The following is a 23,247-nucleotide window of genomic DNA, read 5'->3' as shown; positions in this document are numbered from 1 at the left end:
CGGTCACTTCGGGAGGAAGTCCTTGCAGTTCTGCTTGGTGACCAAAGGCGCATCGAGATAGACCGTCTTGGACGGAATGACCTTGGCGGGGTCCTCCTTCTTGACGACGATATCCTCGATCCATTCCCCGGCCTGCGCGCCCATCTTTTCGAAGGGCTGGGAGACCGTGGCGATCATCATGCCATCCGGCTTGCAGACTTCGGCCACCGCATTGGGATGGCCGTCGATGCCGATGACCTTGACGTTGTTGAGGCCGGCGGCCTTCAGCGCATTGATCGAGGCCTGCGCCGGCTCGTCCCAGGGCGCCCAGACGGCGTTGATCTGATCGCCGAAGCGGGAGGCATAATCCTGCATCGTCGAGGTCGTGTCCTCGAAGAACGCGGTATATTTGATGTTGTGCTCCGCCAGCACCTTGATGTCGGGATATTCCTTCAGGATGGTGGCCATGACATCGCCACGCTTGCGGGTGCCGTGATGCTCCGCCATGCGCAGAAAGATAATGTTGCCCTTGCCGCCGAGCTCGTTCAGCAGATAGGGCGAGACATCAGCGGACATGGCCCAGTTGTTCGTGGTGATGTCCGCGAGCACACCCGGCACATAGCCGCTGTCCACCGTGACGATCGGGATCTTGGCGGCAATGGCCGCATCGAGCGCGGCCCGCGAGGCGCGCAGATCCGCCATGGTGATGATGATCGCATCGACGCCACGCGAGGCGGCGTCCTGCAGGTTCGACGCGGTGCGCTCGCCCGACCCTCCACTGTCGAGCACGCTGACGTTCCAGTCCTTGCCCGACGACTTCAGCCACGCATCGAACCCGGCCTTGACGCGTTGCTCGGATTGCGCGGCGGCATTGGCATGCACCCAGGCGATGTTGGTGGCATGGGCACTGATGGCGCTCAGCAGCAGCTGAGCGGCGGCGACGATGGCCGCCTTCCTCCACATTCCAGACATTTTTTCCTCCTCCGTCACGGGTGCTGTCATTGACCCGCCTCCTCATCCGCGCTCCCTACGCGGATGGCCTATTGATAGGATCGCTGTTACAATTGTCAATCAGAATTACATTTGTCTGGAGAGGATGCTGAAATGAGCGATGGGGATGAGGAGCTGATGGTGCGGGCCGCCTGGTACTATTATGTCGGCGGACTCAACCAGGAGGCGACGGCCTCGCGCCTCGGACTGACACGGGCGCGGGTCAACAAGATGCTGGGCGAGGCCCGCGAAACCGGGCTCGTCAGCATCTCCATCGATCACCAGCGCGTCGGCGTCATGCCGGTGGAAACCGAGATCCAGCAGCGCTTCGGCCTGGACTTCTGCACCTCCACGCCCGCTTTTGGCTTCGATGCGATGAAGGCCGATGCCGATCTGCGCCAGCAGATTGCCTTGCGCGCCGTCGGCGTGGCGGCCGCCAACCATCTCAAGCGGCTCTTGGAGGAGAACGATCCGATCACCGTCGGCACCGGCTGGGGCCGCACCATCGAGCAGATGACGCTACAGCTGGCAGGTGTACGCGCGCCGCACGCCCGCTTCATCTCGATGATGGGCTCGCTCACGGCAAACAATGCCTATAACCCGTTCGAAGTGGTTCACACGCTCGCCCGGCGCACAGGCGGCGAAGGCTTTTTCCTGCCCGTGCCCTTCATTGCCGACTCGGTGGAGGACCGCAAAGTGCTCGTCTCGCAGCGCTCGGTGGTCAAGGCGATGGAGATTGCCCGGTCCGCTGCCGTCTGCTTCATCAGCGCAGGCGAATTGACCGAACAGTCCCTTCTGCGCCGCCAGGGCATGATCAGTCGCGCCGATCTCGAAAGCCTGCATGCGGCAGGCGCCGTCGGCGACACCAACGGCATCTTCTTCGATGACCGGGGGCGACAGGTGAAACACGACCTGAACGACCGGACGATCGCGCTTGGTCTCGAGGAGTTGAAGCGATTGAAGGTCATCCTGCTGATCGCGGGTGAGGAAAAGGCGCAGGCCGCACGCGCGCTTTTGCGCAGCGGCATGGTCAGCGGCCTCATTATCGATGGTGATGCCGCACTGAGGCTCGATGCGCTTGGCGGCTAGGCAGCCGGCCAACACAAGCTTTGGCGAGATTGTCGTCTTTGACATCATACCGGGCGTTGCGGCGGCGCAATCGTCTCGCATCCTTGTGTTTACTGGCCAACGCTCGGGTATGCGAGACGTCATAGGCCTCGCAGTCCCGAAACGGCAAGGCCCGGCGAGCGTGTCTTCGCCGGACCTTGGCCCATTGCACGGCACTGGTAAACTATTCGTCAAGATCCGCCTTTAAATTTCGGATGATCACTCAAACGAAACGGCAAGAGGTTCCTGATAGGACTATCCCGGTCGAAATTCGGCGTGCATCACGCACCAACTGATGCAACGACATAATGTCGCCCTTTACCCAAGCGGATATCAGGTGCCAGGTCGTCTTAAAATCAATCACGCGTCCTACAGGTTCGCCGTGTCGGCTGTGGTCGTCGTTGGCTTGCTTATCGCCATCGGCGCTCTGGCCCTGAGTACGGTCATGACCATGCGCGACGCGGCGAACGATCTTGACGAACGGCGCCTTGTGAATGCGGTTTCGGCCGCCGTCTCCTCCGTGAAGAAGCGGCTTGCCGGCACGGTGCGTGACAATGCCGTGTGGGACGACGCCTATGCCGCCGCGCGGTCCGGAAATGCCGACTGGATCAAGGACAACTGGGGTGCGGTCAGCACGGATTATCCGCTTTATGACGGCGTCGTGGTGCTTGCGCCGGACGGACGCCAGGTGGCGGCCTATTTGAAGGGAAAGCCGATCGACGCCGCGGCGCTCTTCGGCCCCGAACTCGTCAGGCGATCCCTCGTTGCATCGAAGCGGGAAAACGTGCGTACCCTGCTCGATCTCCATCAAATCAATCAGGGCATCGTCGTGATGGCGACGCTGGGCATTCGCCCCACCAACGACCCGGATATCGACAAGGCACACTATACGCTGACCTTCTTCAAGACCCTGACATCCACCTACATCGACGGGATTTCCGAGGAGTTCCAGATCCGGGCGCTGCGGATCCAGCCGGAGCCCGATCCCAAGCAATCCTGGCGGCTGATCACCAACTATCAGGGCGAGCCGCTCGGCTACTTCGTGTGGCCGAAATCCGATCCGGGAACGGCGGTCTACAACACCGCTCTTCCGAAGCTTCAAGCCCTCGGAAGCCTTCTCTTCGTCATTGTCGTCATCGTCGTCTTTTCCTTCCGCATTGCCTTGAAGAAGGAGAGCATGCTCGCGCGCCAGGCGATCCATGATGCGACGCACGACCATCTGACCGGCCTTCACAATCGCGCCGGCATGCTGGCGGCGATCAGCCGGGCGCCTACCGAAGCCATCCTCCATCTCATCGATCTCGACGGGTTCAAGGGCGTCAACGATGTCTGGGGCCACGCTGCCGGGGACAGGCTCTTGCGCGCGGTCGCCGATACGCTGCGCATGACGACACCTAAGGCCTTGGCCATCGGCCGTTTCGGCGGCGACGAATTCGCGCTGCTGCATGCCGGCGAGCACGATCCCTCCGGAATCGGCAATGCCATTGTGCGGGCGCTTGGACAGCCATTCCTCATCGATGCGCATCACGTGGAGATCGGGGCGAGCATCGGTTACGCCAGCGTGGTGAAGAGCAAGGACGCGCTTGAGACCGTGCACCGCGCCGATCTGGCTCTCTACTGCGCGAAGGACGCCGGGCGTGGCCAGGTTCAAAGCTATACTGCCGAGCTCGACGAGCAGCGCAAAAGCCTGTTCGTCCTCGAAGACAAGCTGCGCGCGGCGATCGACAGGGATGAGATCGGCGTCGTCTTCCAGCCCCTCGTCTGCACGCTCACCGGGCGCACCCGGGGCGTCGAGGCCCTGGCGCGGTGGTCTCCCCGGACAGGGCCGGTGAGCCCTGCCGTCTTCATTCCGCTTGCGGAAAAATCGGGCCTGATCGAGCGCCTGTCGATGAAGGTGCTGGAAGCGGCGCTGACGGCGCTCGCCAAGCTTCCGAAGCTCGACCTCTCAGTCAATATTTCGCCCATGCAGCTGGCCAATCCGCGCTTCGTCTTCGAGATCGAAACCGCACTTGAAAAGCACGGGGTTGCAGCCGGCAGGCTGATCCTCGAGGTGACAGAAGGCGCCCTCATCTCCCATCCCGAACGCGCCTGCCGGTCCATGACGGCGCTCAGGGCAAAGGGTGTGCGCTTTGCCATGGACGATTTCGGCTCGGGCCATGCCAGCATCGGCACGCTCCGTCAGTTCGCCTTCGACAAGGTCAAGATCGACCGCTCGCTGATCGCCAGCGACGAACACGCCGTGGTCCGGGCGACCATCGATCTTGCCAACGCGCTCGGCATCCCCGTCACCGCCGAGGGGATCGAGACGACGGAACAGGCCGCCTTCGCGCGGGAGGCCGGCTGCGAGCTGCTGCAGGGCTATCTGCTCGGCAGGCCCATGAGCTTCGACCAGCTCCTCGCCCATATGGCCGGGCCGGAGCAACAGGCGCTTTGGGCCTGACCGCCGCAAAAAAAGTCTCCCGGCCACTGTCGCGACGGGGAGGCCCTTGCCTTGATTTTAAAAGCGCCAAGTTTACGGTTTGGCGTGGCGTTGGCGTAGTGTCGGCTGAGTGGCTCGTGTTCATCGACGAGACTTGGGCAGCGACGAATAAGCAACCCAACCCTACCGGAAATCACCGATGGATATGAAATCAAGCTACACCACGCCATGGGACACGATCGGATTTGCTCCTTCCGGGTTCGGAACCGGCACCTAGCCGACTCTTGTCCGTCTCCATTTCTTTCCGAAGACACTTCCCGGACCGCAGGGCGGGCAGACCGGCGCAACTGCGCCTGAGCGGCCCTGCCGGTCAGGGCGAGCGGGGCAAAGCCTTACGAGAACGACAGGCAGGGGTGCGGAGGGGGCGGTTAAGCGCAAGCTGCGACGGAGAGGCCGGTCTGCGACGGGTTTCTTCCTTCTTCCTTTCTCTGCCTTTTGGACGGCCTTCGGTGCGATGAGCGAAAAAAATCGCTTTTATCGCTCATATTATTGCGTCATTATGGGCGATAAACATGGAGTTATCGCCCATGGCGTGGAATTGGGGATTGGCGGGGTGGCCCAACTTCGAGTTGAACCCTGAGCTCCTGCGGGTCAGAGAGCAGGCATTCATGGAGAATGCGGCTATCGCCGTCGGCACCATGCGCCATCTGGGAAAAGACGACCGCGAGGAGGTCGTGATCGAGCTGCTCAGCTCAGATGCTTTGAGCACATCGGCGATCGAAGGTGAAGTCCTTGATCGCGACAGCGTGCAATCGTCCCTTCGGCGCCAACTCGGAATGTCCGCGGCCGCGTTCCGCAGCAGGCCGGCCGAAGCTGGCATTGCCGAAATGATGGCGGACCTCTATCGCCACCCGCTTGATCCGATTACCGAAGAACGGCTGTTTGAATGGCACCGAATGGTTATGAACGGCCGCCGTGACATTGCCGATATCGGCAGCTACCGCAGCCATGACGAACCGATGCAGATAGTCTCAGGCGCTTTCGGTCGTCAGCGCGTGCACTTCGAAGCACCTCCATCCGATCGCTTGGCGGTCGAGATGGGCAGGCTTCTGGAATGGCTGGAACGGACCTCTCCCGAAGGACCGGAGCAGCTTGCTGCACTCACCCGTGCCGGCATCGCCCATTTGTGGTTCGAGAGCATCCACCCTTTCGAGGACGGCAATGGCCGTATTGGCCGGGCGATCGCCGAGAGCGCGCTTGCACGGGCAATCTCGACGCCAACCTTCAGCGCATTGTCGAAATCGCTGTTGAAACACCGCAAAGATTATTACGCGATGCTCGAGGCGGCGAGCACCACGCTCGCCATAGATGACTGGCTCTCATGGTTCGCCGACCGCGCGCTCGAGGCCCAGAAATCAGCGGACGAGTTGGTCAGCTTTCTGATCGAGAAGACACGCTTCATGGACAGGTTGCGTGGCGCGCTGAACGAACGGCAGGAGAAAGTGCTGCTGCGTATGCTGGTCGAGGGGCCGGAAGGATTCACTGGGGGTCTTAGCGCCGGCAACTACGCGACAATCACCGGCGCTCCGCCCTCAACCATTACACGCGACCTCTCCGATCTGGTCGACAAGGGCGCGTTGCTGCGCACCGGCGAGCGCAAGGCGACGCGCTACCGACTGAACATAGCAAGCGGTGGATAGGAGGCTTGGTGAGGCCGTTACATGAGCGAACGCGTCAAGCGGCGACTCCCTGCGCTTCGGCATCACCACGCGCAGACTTCGCCAGCGCTTCCTCGACCTCGCGCAGTCGCCGCCGCTTTTCCGCCAACTCGTCGGAGAACGCGAAGGCTCCACCTTGGCGCGACTGTTAGGAGACAAGCCGCCGCTGATGCTCCGCCAACCGGCACCGTAAACTTAACGTCGGCCAGACGACGGGATATCTGCCTGCTCGACCTGCCGATTGTAAGCGGGCGATTGCTGCCCACATGTTCATGGCAGCGGTGCGCAATTCGCGATAGTGGCTGATGGAAATGTCGTGTCGTGGAATGTGGAAGAGGTTGGCGATTGGATCGTGAATGGAGACGAAGCGCTGCAACTGTCGCCGTGATTTGAAGCGCTTCATGGTCCGCTCTCGCCGTCGGATCGGCTGATGGGAGTTCTCCGCCCGATTGTTGAGGCCCTTGTGGGAGCGGTGCTCGACGCAGGGCATGATCTCCCGTTTTGCGGCGTCATACGATCGCAGCTTGTCGGTCACCATCACGCGTGGCGCTTGGCCCTGGCGCCTAAGCAACTTGCGCATCAGGCGTTTGGCTGCCTTGGCATTTCGGCGGCTTTGCACCAGAACCTCAAGGACAAATCCGTCCTGATCAACCGCTCGCCACATCCAATGCTTCTCGCCTCGGATAGAAATAACGGCCTCGTCGAGGTGCCATTTATCGCCGAGCCGACCGCACGAACGTTGCCTGATCCGGTTGGCGAAGGTTCGTCCGAATTTCTCTGCCCATAGCCGGATTGTTTGATGCGAAACAATGATCCCTCATACCGCTAGCATGTCTTCGACCATACGCAGGCTCAGAGGGAACCGGAAATAAAGCCACACGGCATGGGCAATGACTTCGGCGGTAAAACGATGGCGATAAAAAGGATCTCGATCAATCATGGGCGAACATCCAACGTTTAAGGCCATAATCCGTTAAGTTGACTGTGCCCACAGGATGTTGCACACGCTTAACGTCACGCTTTCGCAATTTCCCGCACCCTGATAGTTCCGGTTACTTTGTTCAGGTCGGGCAACGAGTTCAGCATTCTACCTAGCGACGAACTCGATGACGAAGACGATCTGGAGATCGTTCATGAATATGTTCGGGCGGGTCTCATGGATACCTTCTCATCCCCTTGATGCCGCTTGCGAGCCTCAGGCGGCAAGGGAGGCTGCGCCGCGGCTGGTCTGAACCCGCAAACGAGACAGGTAACTCTTTATTGCCAGCCGCGCCCTTGCCCCCTTTGCTCTTCGCGGAATGCCGGAAACGGTGCCGCAAGTTGCGGGAAAAGCCAATCTGGAGAGAAGGGCGGACGCGAAAGCGCTGGGAAAAATGGAAAAACAGAAACTGGAAGACCTCCGGGACTGCGTGCCATGCGCTGCCTTGCTGGAGCAGGCCGGGTTTCGGATCGACCTGAAGGAGAGCACCCGTAAGGCGTTCAAGTATCGCCGCAGGAGCGAGATCGTCATCGTCATCCATGGTGGGCGGGGGTGGTTTGATCCGCTATCCGATGCCAAGGGCGATGTGTTCAGCCTGGTCGAACATCTTGACCGTGTGCCTTTCGTTGAGGCGATGGAGCGCGTCGCATCGCTCGTCGGCTTTGTTCCACAGGAACCCCTCTGGAAACGCGCTGCCCGAGAAACGAAGCCGGAAACGTCTATCCCCGAACGATGGACGAAGCGGCTCAGGCCGTGGCCGGGCTCGATGACCTGGCGCTATCTCAGTCGCGAGCGTTCCCTTCCGGATACCATCATTCGCGCCACCATCCGTCAGGATGGTCTGCGGGAAGGTCCGCAAGGGAGCATGTGGGCGGCTCATGTCGGTGACGCCGGCGTCGTCACTGGTTGGGAAGAGCGAGGCCCCCATTGGCGGGGATTTTCGACCAGAGGATCGAAGGTGCTGTTTCGCTTGGGCGAGGCGGATGGCTCGCGCTTCTGCGTCACTGAGGCGGCAATCGACGCCATGAGCCTTGCTGCCTTCGAGGGGCTTCGTGAGGGCAGCGTCTACTTGAGCACCGGCGGTGGATGGTCTCCGGCAACAGAAGCCGCGGTCCGCAAGCTGGCCGCCTGTCCTGGCGCTGTTCTTATCGCGGCGACCGACGCCAATTGTCAGGGCGAGACCTTTGCCAGCCGACTCCGGGACATTGCCGATGAGACAGGGTGCGAATGGCTGCGACTGAAGCCGCCAGCCGAGGATTGGAATGATGCACTGAAAGCCAGGGAAAAAGAGAGGAAGGAATGGAAGATGAGGGCAGGACGAGGAGGCCTGCCGCGTGTCCGTCGTCCGCATCAAGGGTGACGCTTCGCCCGGCCTTGCCGGCCCTTGACCCGGACGGACGGCGACGCGGCGGTGCGGGAGGGGTCAGGAAGGGCTGAAGAGACGATGGCGACCATGAGGATACGCCGCGCTCCGGCCCAACGAGGCCGAAGGAGCCCGCTCATGACCCGTTCATCCATCCGCAAAGTCTATCAAGGCGTTGCCGACCGCGGGCAGATGTTCCGCATGTTCGACCGCCATGCGCAGCGACCGGACCGTTTCGATGGCGACGCAAGCGCGCTTTACGCTGGCGAATGGTTCGAAATCACCGAGCGTGAGCACGATTACATGTTCGAGATCCTCACGCCCTTGTGGATCCGCGGATCGATGTTTGCAATGCGCGAGTTCCTGACGGGATCCGTCACATCTGTGTTCTTCGCCCTGCGGATCGATGGCCAGGTCCGGTATTTCCACGGCTATTGCGATCTCTCGGACAGCGCCTCCCTAGAGCAGTTGCGGATGGCCATCATCACGCGGGAAAGCCGTCCCGTTCGGGCAATGACGCGCGAAGAGCGCCTCGAGCATATCTGGAGTTCCACGGCGGATGACTATGGCGGCTATGCCGGTGAATCGTGGCCGGAAGAGGATCGGGGCAAGCGCATCATCATGCTCTATATCCAAGGCCGCGGCACGACCCTGAAGCGGCTCGATCATCTGAGCGATGACGAAATTGCCGCCAAGTTGCCGGTCCATCTGCGCCATCTCCCGTCTACCGCGGCCGCTTGAGAGAGGGCGACATGAACACCAGGACGCCCTATCCACTCCAGCGTCAGAGCCGTCCGGCGATTCCGGCTGCCGCCAACGACAATGGTCCCGATGCAACCCCACCGACGGTCCCTCCGACCTCCGGACCAGTCCCAGCGACGCCTGTCATGCGCAGTCATCACGGCCCGGCTGTGATCGCAGCGTGACACGAGGCCGGCGTTCTCCCACCGACCATAACGAACGGACGGCCACCAATCCCCGACATTCCGCGCATTTCCAGCCGGCTGGTGCCTCCAGCAGGACGATGACCTGCGTTTTCGATCAGAGAAGGAAATTTCCGTGAGCAACGACCCGTTCACCCTCGACATGTTTGGCAGCAGCGCCCTGTCATCCGTTCTCGGCGTCACCGCATGCGGTGGACTTGCGACAAATGACGACACCTCTTATGCCACGCCGCCTGCGCGTGCGCCCTCCGTGCCGATCAAGACCTCTCGACCGCTAAAACCGCGTCGGCAGGGCGATTGCGCAAACTTTCACTTCTCCGACAGCGAAGATCGCGGCCTTCCTCCGTCATGGAAAGAGCGAGCGCGTCTGAATCTCGCGGCAATCCTGACCGCCAACGAGATCGAAAAGCAGGACCGCCCGGCCACGAGAGAGGAGCAGGCGAAGCTGATCTGTTTCACCGGTTTCGGCGCATCCGAACTGGCGACCGGCATGTTCCGCCGTCCAGGCGAGGTGGATTTCCGCGATGGCTGGGATGATCTCGGCTCGGCGCTGGAGAACGCCGTGTCGGATGGCGATTATGCCAGCCTGTCGCGCTGCACGCAGTATGCGCATTTCACGCCGGAATTCATCATCCGGGCGATCTGGGCCGGGTTGCAGCGGATGGGCTGGCGCGGCGGCCGCGTGCTGGAGCCGGGTATCGGCACCGGGCTGTTTCCGGCGCTGATGCCGGAAGCCTTCCGGGGTGTCTCCTACGTCACGGGTGTGGAACTCGATCCCGTGACGGCGCGGATTGCGCGGCTGTTGCAGCCGAGGGCCCGGATTATCGAAGGCGATTTTGTGCACACCGATCTCGCAGCAATCTACGATCTCGCCATCGGCAACCCGCCCTTCTCCGACCGGACCGTGCGCTCCGACCGGCAATACCGGTCGCTTGGGCTGCACCTGCACGACTACTTCATCGCCCGCTCGATCAATCTGCTAAGGCCCGGCGCGCTTGCCGCCTTCGTCACCAGTGCTGGGACAATGGACAAGGCCGATGTTACCGCACGCGAACATATCGCCAAATCCGCAGATCTGATCGCAGCCATTCGGTTGCCCGAGGGTAGTTTCCGCCGTGACGCCGGCACGGATGTCGTGGTGGACGTCCTGTTCTTCCGCAAGCGTAAGGTGGGCGAGCCGGAGGGCGATCAGATGTGGCTTGATGTCAATGAGATCCGTCCGGCGACGGATGACGTGGGCACCGTCCGCGTTAATCGCTGGTTTGCCCGCCATCCGGACTTTGTACTCGGCGACCACGCGTTGACATCCGGGCCGTTCGGCGAGACCTATACCTGCCGTTCTCGCTCCGGCGTCGATCTGGAAGCCGCGCTGAACGCCGCCATCTCCCGGCTTCCGGAACGTTGCTATGACGGCGAGCCGGACGCAATCGACGTCAATCTGGAAGAGGAGCTCGGCGAGATCGTCGACCTTCGCCCGGACGTCTCGATCCGCGAAGGCAGCTTCTTCATCGATCATGCCCGAGGCCTCATGCAGATGGTCGATGGCGCGCCGGTTGAGATCAAGCTGCGCAAGGGCCGTTCTGCCGATGGCGTATCTGAGAAACAGCTCCGTATCATCAGCAAGCTGATCCCTGTCCGCGATGCCGTGCGCGCCGTGCTGAAGGCACAGGAGCAGGATCGCCCGTGGAAGGAGTTGCAGGTCAGGCTGCGCATTGCCTGGTCGAACTTTGTGCGCGCCTTCGGCCCGATCAATCACACCACGGTCTCGATAATGCAAGACACTCAGACCGGGGAGGTGAAGGAAACCCATCACCAGCCGAACCTCCAGCCCTTCCGGGACGATCCCGACTGCTGGCTGGTCGCCTCCGTCGAGGATTACGATCTGGAGACGGATACGGCGAGGCCGGGTCCGATCTTCACCACCCGGGTTATTGCGCCGCCCGCGCCGCCGGTGATCACAAGCGCTGCCGATGCGCTGGCTGTCGTGCTGAACGAGCGCGGCAATGTTGATCTCGAGCATATCGCCGAACTGCTGCATCGCGATCCCGGCGATGTCGTAGGGGAGCTCGGCGACACGGTGTTCCAGAACCCTGTCGATGGCGTCTGGCTGACCTCAGATGCTTATCTGTCCGGTCCTGTGCGTGACAAGCTGAAGGCGGCGGAGGCGATCGCCGCGCTCGATCCGGCCTATGAGCGCAATGTCCGGGCGCTGCAGGCGGTGCAACCTGCCGACCTTCGCCCCTCCGATATCACCGCGCGTCTCGGCAGCCCCTGGATACCGGCATCCGACGTGGTGGCCTTCGTCAAGGAAACCATGGGCGTCGAGATCAGGATACACCACATGCCGGATATCGGCTCGTGGACGGTCGATGCGCGTCAGCTCGGCTACAGCGCCGCCGGCACGTCCGAATGGGGGACCAGCCGCCGCCACGCCGGGGAACTGCTTGCCGACGCGCTGAACAGCCGGGTGCCGCAGATCTTCGACATCATCAAGGACGAGGATGGCAGCGAGCGACGTGTGCTGAATGTCATCGACACCGAAGCCGTGCGCGACAAGCTGCAGAAGATCAAGCAGGCGTTCCAGAACTGGGTCTGGACCGATCCCGATCGAACCGACCGCCTGGCCCGGGTTTATAATGACCGCTTCAACAATATCGCACCGCGCAAATTTGACGGCACGCACCTGAAGCTGCCGGGCGCCTCGAGCGCCTTTACGCTTTACGGCCATCAGAAGCGCGGCATCTGGCGGATCGTCTGCTCCGGTTCCACCTATCTTGCTCATGCCGTCGGCGCGGGGAAGACCATGACCATGGCAGCGGCGATCATGGAACAGAAGCGTCTCGGCCTGATCGCGAAAGCCATGCTGGTGGTTCCCGGCCATTGCCTGGCGCAGGCGGCCCGCGAGTTCCTGGCGCTTTATCCGAACGCGAGAATCCTTGTTGCCGACGAGACCAACTTTACCAGGGACAAGCGCGCCCGCTTCCTGTCGCGCGCCGCCACGGCAACATGGGACGCGATCATCATTACCCACTCTGCCTTCCGTTTCATCGCCGTGCCTTCGGCCTTCGAGCAACAGATGATCCAGGGCGAGCTGCAACTCTACGAGGATCTGCTGACCAAGGTCGACAGTGAGGATCGCGTTTCGCGCAAGCGGCTCGAACGTCTGAAGGAGGGTTTGGCCGAGCGCCTGCTGGCACTCTCCACCCGCAAGGATGACCTCCTGACCATCGCCGAAATCGGTGTTGACCAGATCGTCGTCGACGAGGCGCAGGAGTTTCGGAAGCTCTGCTTTGCCACCAACATGTCGACCCTGAAAGGCATCGATGCGAACGGCTCGCAGCGTGCCTGGGACCTCTTTGTCAAATCACGCTTCATCGAGACGAAAAATCCGGGCCGGTCGCTGGTGCTGGCCTCGGGCACGCCGATCACCAATACGCTCGGGGAGATGTTCTCGATCCAGCGTCTGCTTGGCTATCAGGCGCTGCAAGAACGCGGTCTTCACGAATTCGACGCCTGGGCCTCGACCTTTGGCGACACGACGACGGAGCTGGAGCTTCAGCCCTCCGGCAAATACAAGCCGGTTAGCCGCTTCGCCAGCTTCGTCAATGTCCCCGAGTTGATTTCGATGTTCCGCAGCTTTGCCGACGTCGTGATGCCGGAAGACCTTCGCGCCTATGTCAAGGTTCCGGCGATCTCGACCGGCAAGCGCCAGATCGTGACGGCAAAGCCGACATCGGCGTTCAAGGCGTATCAGCAGGTCCTCGAAACCCGCATCAAGGCGATCGAGGAGCGCCACGGCCCGGCAAAGCGGGGCGACGATATCCTGCTTTCCGTGATCACCGACGGCCGGCACGCGGCGATCGATTTGCGCTTGGTGATGCCGGCGATGGCGGATGAGCCGGACAACAAGCTCAACCTGCTCGTCCGCAATGCGCATCGCATCTGGCAGGAGACATCAGGGCGCACCTATCTTCGCCCCGATGGCAAGTCTTACGATCTCCCCGGTGCGGCCCAGATGATCTTTTCCGATCTCGGAACGATCAGTGTCGAGAAGTCCCGCGGTTTTTCGGCCTATCGCTGGATCCGCGACGAACTGATCCGGCTAGGCGTGCCGGCGTCGCAGATCGCCTTCATGCAGGACTACAAGAAAACCGAAACCAAGCAGCGGCTGTTCGCAGACGTACGCGCCGGCAGGGTCCGCTTCCTGATAGGCTCTTCGGAAACTATGGGGACCGGTGTCAACGCGCAATTGAGGTTGAAGGCGCTCCACCATCTCGATGTCCCCTGGCTGCCCTCGCAGATTGAGCAGCGCGAAGGCCGTATCGTGCGCCAGGGCAACCAGCACGAAGAGGTCGATATCTTCGCCTATGCCACGCAGGGCTCCCTTGACGCGACCATGTGGCAGAACAACGAACGCAAGGCCAAGTTCATTGCAGCCGCTCTGTCGGGGGACACTTCCATTCGACGCCTGGAAGATCTGAACGAGGGCCAGGCCAACCAGTTCGCCATGGCGAAGGCCATCGCCAGCGGCGATGAGCGACTGATGCGCAAGGCCGGACTGGAAGCCGAGATCGCCCGGCTGGAACGGCTGCGCGCGGCCCATGAGGACGATCTCTTCGCGGTCCGCCGGCAGATCAGGGACGCCGAGCGGGACATCGAAGTATCGACCAGGCGGATCGCCGAGATCGGCCAGGACATCGAGGGTCTGGTCCCGACGTCAGGGAAGGACTTCGCCATGACGGTGAGCGGCAAGCCATGTCGGGAGCGCAAGGACGCCGGGCGGGCGCTGATGAAGGAAATCCTCACCCTTGTCCAGCTTCAACAGCAGGGCGAGGTCCACCTCGCCAGCATTGGCGGTTTCAATCTCGTCTATGAGGGCGAGAGGTTCGGTCGTGGCGACGCCTATCATTATCAGACGCTGCTTCGGCGCACCGGCGCTGACTACGAAATCGATCTTCCCGTAACCGTGACCCCGCTTGGCGCCGTCTCCCGCCTGGAGCATGCGCTGGATGACTTCGACGGGGAGCGTGAGCGTCATCGCCAGAAGCTCCTAGACGCGAAACAGCGTCTGGGATCCTACAGGTCGCGGCTCGACGGCACGTTCGCCTTTGGCGATGAACTGGCCGAGAAGCGCCGCCAGCTCGCACAGGTCGAGGAAAGCCTGGCAGCCTCGGTGCGGGAAGATGTCGAGGCTAGGAAAGCCGCGGCTTGATGCAACCTTCGCCGCTCACAGGGCTATCGCGGCAGGCGTGTCGCGCCAACACAGATGGGTCATGCGCGCATTATCGTGACAGTCGGCCTTCGTCATCGATGAGGATAAGACGGCTTGGAGCCGCGCTGTCCCAAGTCCAAAGGACAAAATTGATATCGTCATCCATGGCGCCGGGTGCGAAGCTCTTGACGATCAGCCCGCTGTAGCCGTTGGTGACGAGTTGACGCGCGAAAGTTCGCGTTCTCGCCTCCCCGAAACCTTCATCTGATCACGCCAGGTCGGATCGGCGAGTGCCGCCATATCCATCCCTTGCGCCCGAAGGGCCGTGTCGTCCCAGCAGTCGAAGACATGCTCGATATGGGCATCATAGGAAACCAGCGTGGTCGGTTGCAGATTGCCGACCTGGTTGGCTTCTCTCAGCGCAGTCATGATCGTCAGCGATGTGTAAAGGGCCGGCACGCCTTTCGGGTTGAACCGGCCTCCATAGATTTCCGCGCCACGTCCGGATAGAGGCTCACGGGCGTAGATCGGACGGAGCGCCCGGTAGAGCTTCCCTGGTAGTTCATCGATCGGGCTATGCGTAGACGCCAGCGTCAACGGCCTCGATATAGTCCAGCACCTCGTCCGCGCGACCGTTACGGATGAGTTGCATCGCGGTCTGCCCGGAAAATCCGGACAGTGGCTCGGAGCGATACCAGGCATAAGCTATCGACGCTGAGCCGAAGCGCGGTTCAACCTTGTTGACGATCTCGATCATTTCCCGCAGCCGCCGCTGCGTTCTGTCGGAGCGAAGCCGATCCTTGCGCTGGATCGCATCCTTTCCGAAGCCGGCGGTGCGGCCGATCTCCTTGCTTGTCGTGCAAAGTGCATCCACGATCTTACGCGGTGCGAACAGTGCATCGTCTGCGTATTGGGCGAGGCTCATGATCTACCTCCCTCCGTGGTGTGCAATTGATGCTGACGTTATATCGCGTCAAATCCACTGGCATTCAATCTCTTGCAGGAAAGGAAGAGGAAGGGGGAAGAAACACTCCCGCAGATCGGCCCTTCCGGCGGCGCTATCGCTCAACCTTCCTGCTCTTGCGCTGGTAGGTCACAATGAACGGGCGGATATCGCGGCGCAGGACCCACCGCTATCCGGAAGGACCACCGATCATGGCCATTATGGCTTTCTCCCGTCAATGCGAGCCGGATGAAATCTGCTCCAGCGTCACGCAGAGATCGGCGATGTTTCGCGGGGCCTTCTGTGCGAGGATGCGAAGCAGACGTTCATCCGCCGTCACGAAGCGACAGTTGCGGCTGATCGCGAGGCTGACATACATGCAATCATAGGCCGGGTGACCGATCTCCATTGCCAGTTCGGTCGCTTTCACCAGCAATCCCCGCATGCCAAACAGCTCTATATCGCCGCGCGCCAGCAGGCTGGCGGCGAGCTGTGCCTCTTCGCGGCTGAGTTCACCTCGCTGCACTTTCTTCCAGAGAATGTTGGCGCACTCCACGGTCAGCAACTCGGGTGCTATAAAGCGAAAGCTCTGCCGTAGCCCGAGCGCCTCGGGCGTGCCCTCTTCCTCGACCACCCATTTTACGGCGATGCTGGCATCAATGACGAGCGTTTCTGTCACCGCTCGTCGCGCCCTTCGCGCAGCAGAACCTCGGAGGGTGTCTGCTTGCGCTGGGCCGTGAGCCGCCGCAACTGAGCCGCCAGGTCATCGAATGAAGGCTCGACTTCCGTTTCCAGAGCCTGCCGCAGGATTTCACGGTGCTCGGCCTCGGCCGAACGCCCGTGTCGGGCCGCTCGTGTCTTGAGCTTGGCAATCAACTCGTCGTCCAGATTGCGAACGTGCAGATTTCCGGCCACCTCGTTCTCCTTTGCAGACATTGAGCACAAAGATAGCAATAACCTTTCCGTTAGGCAAGGTTATGCTCCGCTCGTGCAGCGAGCCAGATCCGCATTCGCCGGGTCGGAAAGAACAAAGAAAGACAACCCTCTCGCAGATCGGCCTTCCCGCCGCCGCTATCGCTCAATAGCGCCCTCCTCACCCCTGCCCGTCGTTCTCGCAAAGCTTCGCCCCTCTCGCCCTGACGGCCAGGGCCGCTCGCGCGCAGTTGCGCCGGTCCGTCCGCCCTGCGGTCCGGGAGGTGTCTTCGGAAAGAACTGAAGACAGAAAGGACCGGCAAAGTGCCGGTTCCCAGAACCCGGAAGGAGCAGATCCCATGCAGATCCTCAAACTCGATCCCCGCGCACTGAAGGACAATCCTGATGACACGCGGCGTTCCAAATCCTCTCCCCAGTCGGATGCCCTGTTGCTGGCCACCATCAAGGCCGTTGGCATTATCCAGCCACCGGTGGCGTCACCGGAGACGGGCGGAGGCAACGGCTACGTGATTCAAGCGGGCCATCGACGCGTGAGGCAGGCGATCGCCGCGGGCTTCGACGAGATCGAGGTCATCGTCGTCGAGGCCGCCAACGACAACGGCGCCATGCGCTCGATGATCGAGAACATCGCGCGCGAACCGCTCAATCCCGTCGACCAGTGGCGCGGCATCGAACGGCTCGTAGCGCTCGGCTGGACCGAGGAGGCGATCGGCGTCGCGCTGACATTGCCGGTGCGCCAGATCCGCAAGCTCAGGCTGCTGGCCAATGTCCTTCCTGCGATGCTCGACCAGATGGCGCTGGGAGACATGCCGCGGGAGCAGGAGTTGCGCACCATCGCCTCTGCATCACTCGATGAACAGAGAGAGGTCTGGAAGGCGCGCAAGCCGAAAAAGGGGCAGACGGCAAGCTGGTGGGAGATCGCCAAGGCGCTGTCGAAGGAGCGGATGTTCGCAAAGGACGCCAGCTTCGGCGACGATCTTGCCGCGGCTTACGGCATCGAGTGGGTGGAGGATCTGTTTGCGCCGGCTGACGAAGACGGTCGCTATACCACCAATATCGAAGGCTTCCTTGGTGCGCAGCAGGAGTGGATGACGAGCAATCTGCCGAAGAACGGCAAGATCGTCGAAGTCAACAATTGGGGTCAGCCGGAACTGCCGAAAAAGGCGGAACGGGTCTACGGCAAGCCGTCGAAGTCGGATCATGTCGCCATCTATGTCGACCGTGCCGGCAAGGTGCAGTCGGTGGCGTTCCGGATGCCGGAGGAAAGGAAGGCGAGCAGGAACGGCGTGTCCGGCGCGGTTGGTGACGGCTCGGCTCATGACGGCCGCATTGTCGATCCGCCGAAGTCGCGTCCCGACGTGACCCAGAAGGGCCATGACATTATCGGGGACTTCCGCACCGACGCGCTGCATGAGGCGCTTGGCCGTGCGCCGGTCGAGGACGACATGCTGATGGCGCTCCTGGTTCTGGCCTTCGCCGGGCTGAACGTCAGGGTTGACTCCGGTGCGAACGACACTGCGTTCGAGCAGAAACGGTTCAAGCGCCACGCCGCCCGCCTGATCGGCGACGACGGCAAGATCGCCTACGACATGGAGACGCTGCGTGTCGCGGCCCGCTCGATGCTGATCTCGGTTCTGTCTTGCCGGCGCGGCATGTCGAATAGCGGGGTTGTCTCCCGTATCGCAGGCAACGCCATTGGTGCCGACAGCTTCCTGCCCAACATGGGCACGGAAGACTTCCTTAATTGCCTGTCGCGGCAGGCCCTGGAGGCGGCGGCGAAAGAGGCAAAGGTGCTTCCACGTCAAAAGGTCCGCGAAACGCGATCCGCGCTGATCGACCACTTCAGGGACGGCCACTTCGTCCATCCAGCCGCATTGTTCGCGCCGACGCCCGATGACGTCGCCGAACTCGTGAAGCATGCAGAACTCCAAGACCGGGAGGATGAGGACGCGACCGCCGATGGCGAGCGCACTGACGTCATCGGCGACGCCGAGGCAGGTGCAGGCGAGACAGACTGCGAAGCCGACGATCTCCATGAAATCCCGAAGCAGGATCGCGATGAACACGGCGCGCCAGAGCAACAGCACGCTTACGGGATAGCCGCTGAGTAGCCAGGCTCCCCTCCCCTTTCGAACGATAGGCGTCGTCGGCTGCAAGGTCGGCGACGGAATTCATCTCAAAACCACTCAAAATTCCGGGAGAAGATAAATTCAAGCATCTCTTATCTACGATCGCGCGCCCATCGGCTCGATCGTCTCATGGTCTCGCGGCACGCCGCAGCCCCCCGGCGTATCACCGCAAAAAGCTGCGTGCCTTGAAGGCCAATAACGGCTTTGGCCGGCTGATCCGCAAGCAGGCTCCACGCCTGAACGGCACATACAGTTCCCGGCGAGCTTTACGATCCATGAGGCGATTATGGCAGCGAGGGAACCATCGTGCTTCGTGTCCACCGCAGTTTCGATGTCGGCAGCGGCCAGCTGATGTTCGGCGTCGTCGAACCCCCCGCCGTAGGATCGATTCGCGTCTTCGACCGACCCGATGATGCCGAACTCGTTCACCTCGCCGCCGATCATACTGCCGCAGAGGAACGGCTGTCCCGGCACGGCTATCCGCACGCCGTAGTCGAGGAGGTCACGGATGCGCAGGAGAGTTCCTGCTCGCCGAACGCAGCGGCATAGCGCGCCGCATCCCTCTTCCGAACGCCATCGCGCGGCCGGCCGCAAGGTCGGCGGCGCTTTCATTTCTCCACCCGCGCAACAAGGAGAGACACATGTCCGCGCATCTGATTTTCGAGCACGCGCCGCTCGGCGCCATCATTGCCTGGTCGGATGGGCGACCCTGCCCGTCGGAACACCTCGACCATCATACCGCATGGAAGAGGAACAATGCCTCCGGCCGTCTGGTTCGCAAGACCGATCGATCGGTCATGGGCCAGGCCAGCATGCCGGTAAGCTTCAAGGTCCGGATCGGCGGGAATGGTTCGAACGGGGACACCAATTCCATCACCCTTCCGATCCACTCCGGTCTCCGCTTCAGGATCGTCGAACGCCTGCCGGTCGGCTTCGTCCGCATCCTTGAGCAAGTGGGCGACGCGCTGGAACTGTTGATCTCGCCTCCACCCGCGACCACGCGGAAATCCGGCTCCGCAACCTCGGAACAGGGACGATGGTTCTCGCAGAGGTGACGACCGACGAGGTTGGCGCCGATATCGACGAAGGGAGGGCGGCATGAGCGCTTCCCCCCTCCCCTATCGCCCTGCCTGCCGGCCTGCCTGAGGTGGAATTCGGCCAGTCGGCCGAGGATCTCCCGGTCGCCCGCGTCGGCGATCTGGTGTTCGCCATTCTGCCGAGGCAGGGCGGGCATGTCCTTGCCAGTGCGTGGCGGATTGCGCGACCGCTCGACGCGTTGAAGCGAAGCGATTTCTATTCGCATTCCGCTCGGATCGTCATTCCGGGATGACTGAAGTCATCGCGACGCACTGCGGCACACGCGCATTCGGCATCAAGGAGTGTCGCTTTCTCGTTCCTTCGCATGAATATGCGGTCGGCTGCTTCGGCTTCGTTATCGATCCTGATCGCCATGCTCTCTATGATGGGCCATCTGGTTTCGTTGGTGTGCAAGGGAGGGACCACATGATCGAGCCGCCCAGACGCCAGGCGCTTCTTCTTCGAATGGGGGCCGCGCATCGGGAAACCCGCCGCCACCTCGATCTCATCCACCGCCAGAAGGCCTGCCGCGCCGAGAGGATGACGGCCACCGAGAAGGCCAAAGGGCGGTCACACAAGCGATCCGCTTCGCTATGGACCCGCTGCGATGACGTGCTCTGTTCCAGGCGCATGTCAACCGGCTGACCATCGAGCGTCGAAACGAGCTTGACGTCCTGTCGCGCAAACTGGTTCGGCACGACCGGGCGACTGCCGATCTACGCGAGCGCCGCCGATCGTCATCGGGAAGTCCCCCACGGCGCCGGGAAACAGTGAGCGTGGCCGCGGGATGATCTTCCGGCGCGACCGCTGCTGCGAGACCTGGCCGGATCATCCGGTCACGCCGGTTTCCTATCCGACAGGTCATGCCGCGCCTGGGACATGGTGCCGAAGGCCGTCCGTCGACCGCGCCGCCGATCTGCACCTGGACCAATGATCGGGTCGGATCGTGGCGGCAATCATCTCGTCGGAATTGACGGTCAGCCATATCGAGCGGATCAAGGCGTTGGGCGTCTCGGGTTCGGCCGGCGGATTGTTGTCGCAACGGGGCGAGAGGATGCAGATCGGCGCTGATGAGGTAGGGTTGAGACAGAGTCTGCGCGGGCACCTTGCATGATGTTCCTCCCGGTTCTGATCCCTGGTTCCGGCCCCCTGGCCGGCCTGTCCTTCGGTTTTGCTGCGGTTTGAACCAGCGCCCGTGTGGTTCAAGGCCGCGTTCCGCGCCGCGAAGCGGCCGGTCATACCGATCTCGACAAAACAACCATGCGGGCTTCGCAGGTCTCGAGGACCCGCTTGTCCGCATGGTTGTCTCGCTCGATCCGGTCCGCCCGGACCCTGAACCGCCCGGTTCGCGCCGGTTCTGTTCGACCGCACCGAAGGACGGACCGGCCAGGGGGCCGGAACCGCTTCGGCGAACGAGAAGGAAATCACCATGGCAAAGCCCGCAACCTCTTCCCACCAGCCTAACCGTCCCACTGCCCGCGTCGTGCAACTCCGCAAGGGCGCCACCATCGAAATGGTCCGCCTGACGTGCCCCGATGAAACGCAAGCCCTGCGCATCGCCGAAAGCTTCGGCACCGCCATCCTCGACAGCGACGGTATCCGCGACATGCATGAGCGCCTCATTGTCGAGACCGCTACCGGCCTCTCCGATGGCCTTGGCGAACGGGCGATGGAGATCCATTTGCAGCGGATCGTCGGAGCCTATGTCGGCTCGGCTCACGGCGCCGGCCAGTTCTACAGCAAGGCCGTGATCGAAGCACGCGACGCCACTGCGAAGAGTGCCGCCGACGCCCGCGACGAGGATCTTGACGGCCCCGTCGGCTACGACAGCGCCGCCCAGCGCAAGCGCGAATTCGCAGCCGATATGGGCATCCAGGCCCATGCGCTCAGGATGGCCGCTGAAGGTGCGGTTTCTGCTTACGAACAGATCGTCGGCGAAGTGTGGAAGCCCTTCGATCGTCCGGTCGACAATCCCGGCCAGGCTCTCGACCGCAAGGCCGCTGAGGCACAACTGGCGGCCCTCGGCTGAACCGGCGGCAGGGCGGGGCTGCGGCCCCGCCCCGCCCTCGCTCCCCGCTCGACTTGCAGATGTAGATCAGTTGATCTACATCATAGTTCCCACTCATCTACATATGAGGTCGCCTATGGCCATCAATGTCAACAATGCGGAAGCGGACGCGCTGACCCGCAAATTCGCGACCATCGCCGGCGTCAGCATCACCGACGCCATCATCATCGCCATGAGAGAGGCGATCGAACGGCGGCGCAACGGCGAAACGCCCCGCGAGACGGCGAGACGGCTGAGGGCGAAGCATGGCGTCACGCTCGGCGACGAGGCGAGCAAGCCCCTGCCCCGCGACGCCTTCGACGCAATGTGGGACGAAGGCTGATGTTCGTCGATGCCTGCGCGATCATCGCCCTTCTTTCCGACGAGCCCGAGGCCGATCGTGTTTCCGACGCGCTCATGACGGCGCAGACGCGGATGACCTCGCCCGTTGCGGTGCTGGAGGCGGTTCTCGGACTGTCCCGGCCCGACAAGTTCGCCCTTCCTGTCGATACGGTCGAACCGATCGTGATGGAATTCCTTGAAGCCCGCGGCATCGAGATCTGCGACCTGCCGCCGGCGAAGCACGCGACCAGTCTCGCGCTTTCGGCCGCGCGCCGGTTTCGGTCGAGCCGTCATGGCCTCAATCTCGGCGATTGTCTGCACTACGCCTGTGCCAAATATTATCGCGTGCCAATTCTCGCGACCGCTGACGAATTCCGTCAGACAGACCTTGAGACTGTACCGTAGGATGACATCCAAAGGTGACCGTCAGGCATTGTCATCGTGCATCGGACCAGACTGATTTGTGGAACCGAACAGGAATTGCGAATAAATCCTAATGTTGAGCTGCTATCCCCGCAGAGCCTTCCGCCGACCGCAAATTGCTCTCATATCGCGATTGTCCGAGCGGCAGCGAGGACAATTTACACTTCCGGGCAAGTTCCGATGAGTGCGGAGGGCTCATTAATCGGCAACGGTGACTTAGAGGCGCAAGCGGTGAAGGTCTTCGAAAACGTAGGTGTTGCGTTGAGAGAAGCTGGCACAGACTTCAATGCACTCGTCAAGATCGGGCTCTAGGTGAAGGATATGCATGACCTTCCCGCACTTCGTTGAGTCAGAGATCAGTTCATTTCGTCGAGACGCGCGCCTACCAGCATCCTCGTACAGGTGTCGGCATTTTTCCATCCTGAAATTCTTTTTGAAATGGATGCTGTCGCCGTCGCTTAAGATGCTCCTGCTTCGAAACGATCCGGGCTCTCTATCATGCTTTAATGGGAATAATACCAACCCTCAATGATGCCGACTCTCGGGATTCTTAAAAGGCGACGAATCTGAATCGATGGCGCAAACAGGAGGTTTGCGATGGGTTCGGGGATTTCGTTGCGGTCAGACTATGACGGGCATGGG

General features: G+C 61.9%; 19 protein-coding genes and 3 pseudogenes. 16 read left to right on the top strand and 6 right to left on the bottom strand.

Annotation, left to right across the window (positions count from 1 at the left end; genetic code table 11):
* Positions 1-3 precede the first annotated feature (3 nt).
* Positions 4-951, bottom strand: coding sequence for a sugar ABC transporter substrate-binding protein (locus BJF92_RS09425; RefSeq protein WP_075634506.1), 948 nt, complete (start codon positions 949-951; stop codon positions 4-6).
* A gap of 132 nt (positions 952-1,083) precedes the next feature.
* Here BJF92_RS09425 and BJF92_RS09420 point away from each other — a divergent pair, with 132 nt between their 5' ends.
* From BJF92_RS09420 to BJF92_RS09405, 3 genes are all read left to right on the top strand, one after another.
* Positions 1,084-2,058: a sugar-binding transcriptional regulator gene (locus BJF92_RS09420; RefSeq protein ID WP_075634505.1), complete on the top strand. Its 975-nt coding sequence runs from the start codon at positions 1,084-1,086 to the stop codon at positions 2,056-2,058.
* Positions 2,059-2,521: 463 nt separating this feature from the next.
* Positions 2,522-4,516, top strand: coding sequence for a putative bifunctional diguanylate cyclase/phosphodiesterase (locus BJF92_RS09410; protein WP_158032216.1), 1,995 nt, complete (start codon positions 2,522-2,524; stop codon positions 4,514-4,516).
* Positions 4,517-5,082: 566 nt separating this feature from the next.
* Positions 5,083-6,195: a Fic family protein gene (locus tag BJF92_RS09405; protein WP_075634503.1), complete on the top strand. Its 1,113-nt coding sequence runs from the start codon at positions 5,083-5,085 to the stop codon at positions 6,193-6,195.
* A 166-nt stretch (positions 6,196-6,361) separates the two neighbouring features.
* On the opposite strand, the pseudogene BJF92_RS09400 reads toward BJF92_RS09405, so the two are convergent.
* A pseudogene (locus BJF92_RS09400) lies at positions 6,362-7,153 on the bottom strand (IS6 family transposase).
* 358 nt (positions 7,154-7,511) lie between these two features.
* On the opposite strand from BJF92_RS09400, the gene BJF92_RS09390 reads away from it, so the two are divergent.
* The 3 genes from BJF92_RS09390 to BJF92_RS09380 all read left to right on the top strand — a co-directional run bounded on the left by BJF92_RS09390 (position 7,512) and on the right by BJF92_RS09380 (position 14,711).
* On the top strand, positions 7,512-8,552 hold the full coding sequence (locus tag BJF92_RS09390) for a DUF3991 and toprim domain-containing protein (RefSeq protein ID WP_342585782.1): 1,041 nt from the start codon (positions 7,512-7,514) through the stop codon (positions 8,550-8,552).
* A gap of 141 nt (positions 8,553-8,693) precedes the next feature.
* Complete coding sequence (locus BJF92_RS09385; protein ID WP_075634501.1) at positions 8,694-9,296, top strand: DUF1419 domain-containing protein; 603 nt, start codon at positions 8,694-8,696, stop codon at positions 9,294-9,296.
* Between the two features lie 318 nt (positions 9,297-9,614).
* Positions 9,615-14,711, top strand: a complete 5,097-nt coding sequence (locus BJF92_RS09380; protein ID WP_075634500.1) for a DEAD/DEAH box helicase family protein — start codon at positions 9,615-9,617, stop codon at positions 14,709-14,711.
* Positions 14,712-14,781: 70 nt separating this feature from the next.
* On the opposite strand, the pseudogene BJF92_RS09375 reads toward BJF92_RS09380, so the two are convergent.
* From BJF92_RS09375 to BJF92_RS09360, 4 genes and pseudogenes are all read right to left on the bottom strand, one after another.
* A pseudogene (locus BJF92_RS09375) lies at positions 14,782-15,281 on the bottom strand (RES family NAD+ phosphorylase).
* A gap of 4 nt (positions 15,282-15,285) precedes the next feature.
* Positions 15,286-15,636, bottom strand: coding sequence for an antitoxin Xre/MbcA/ParS toxin-binding domain-containing protein (locus BJF92_RS09370; protein WP_075634499.1), 351 nt, complete (start codon positions 15,634-15,636; stop codon positions 15,286-15,288).
* A gap of 253 nt (positions 15,637-15,889) precedes the next feature.
* Positions 15,890-16,333 carry a type II toxin-antitoxin system VapC family toxin gene (locus BJF92_RS09365; protein ID WP_075634498.1) on the bottom strand — a complete coding sequence of 148 codons (444 nt, stop codon included), beginning with the start codon at positions 16,331-16,333 and terminating at the stop codon, positions 15,890-15,892.
* On the bottom strand, positions 16,330-16,569 hold the full coding sequence (locus tag BJF92_RS09360) for a FitA-like ribbon-helix-helix domain-containing protein (protein WP_075634545.1): 240 nt from the start codon (positions 16,567-16,569) through the stop codon (positions 16,330-16,332). The genes BJF92_RS09365 and BJF92_RS09360 overlap by 4 nt, the downstream gene beginning before the upstream one ends.
* A 356-nt stretch (positions 16,570-16,925) precedes the next feature.
* On the opposite strand from BJF92_RS09360, the gene BJF92_RS09355 reads away from it, so the two are divergent.
* From BJF92_RS09355 to BJF92_RS26455, 10 genes and pseudogenes are all read left to right on the top strand, one after another.
* A complete protein-coding gene (locus tag BJF92_RS09355) occupies positions 16,926-18,698 on the top strand; it encodes a ParB N-terminal domain-containing protein (RefSeq protein WP_075634497.1) in 1,773 nt (590 codons plus the stop codon).
* A gap of 97 nt (positions 18,699-18,795) precedes the next feature.
* Positions 18,796-19,265 (top strand): annotated as a pseudogene (locus tag BJF92_RS26460) (hypothetical protein).
* A gap of 92 nt (positions 19,266-19,357) precedes the next feature.
* Positions 19,358-19,771, top strand: coding sequence for a hypothetical protein (locus BJF92_RS09345; RefSeq protein WP_078057951.1), 414 nt, complete (start codon positions 19,358-19,360; stop codon positions 19,769-19,771).
* Positions 19,772-19,863: 92 nt separating this feature from the next.
* Complete coding sequence (locus BJF92_RS26305) at positions 19,864-20,046, top strand: hypothetical protein (protein ID WP_075634496.1); 183 nt, start codon at positions 19,864-19,866, stop codon at positions 20,044-20,046.
* Positions 20,043-20,438 carry a hypothetical protein gene (locus BJF92_RS26300; protein ID WP_342585780.1) on the top strand — a complete coding sequence of 132 codons (396 nt, stop codon included), beginning with the start codon at positions 20,043-20,045 and terminating at the stop codon, positions 20,436-20,438. The genes BJF92_RS26305 and BJF92_RS26300 overlap by 4 nt, the downstream gene beginning before the upstream one ends.
* A 301-nt stretch (positions 20,439-20,739) precedes the next feature.
* Positions 20,740-20,907: a hypothetical protein gene (locus tag BJF92_RS25540; RefSeq protein ID WP_158032215.1), complete on the top strand. Its 168-nt coding sequence runs from the start codon at positions 20,740-20,742 to the stop codon at positions 20,905-20,907.
* Positions 20,908-21,222: 315 nt separating this feature from the next.
* Entirely contained in the window at positions 21,223-21,822 is a 600-nt protein-coding gene (locus BJF92_RS09330; protein ID WP_075634494.1) for a hypothetical protein, read from the top strand.
* Positions 21,823-21,937: 115 nt separating this feature from the next.
* On the top strand, positions 21,938-22,183 hold the full coding sequence (locus tag BJF92_RS09325; protein WP_075634493.1) for a type II toxin-antitoxin system VapB family antitoxin: 246 nt from the start codon (positions 21,938-21,940) through the stop codon (positions 22,181-22,183).
* Positions 22,183-22,587: a type II toxin-antitoxin system VapC family toxin gene (locus BJF92_RS09320; protein ID WP_075634492.1), complete on the top strand. Its 405-nt coding sequence runs from the start codon at positions 22,183-22,185 to the stop codon at positions 22,585-22,587. The genes BJF92_RS09325 and BJF92_RS09320 overlap by 1 nt, the downstream gene beginning before the upstream one ends.
* A gap of 36 nt (positions 22,588-22,623) precedes the next feature.
* Positions 22,624-22,917 (top strand): RidA family protein, encoded by a 294-nt coding sequence (locus BJF92_RS26455; protein ID WP_158032214.1) that lies wholly within the window; start codon positions 22,624-22,626, stop codon positions 22,915-22,917.
* Positions 22,918-23,247 lie beyond the last annotated feature (330 nt).

This window comes from Xaviernesmea rhizosphaerae (assembly GCF_001938945.1).
GTDB lineage: Bacteria > Pseudomonadota > Alphaproteobacteria > Rhizobiales > Rhizobiaceae > Xaviernesmea > Xaviernesmea rhizosphaerae.
This window is presented reverse-complemented; position numbering and strand designations above follow the sequence as displayed.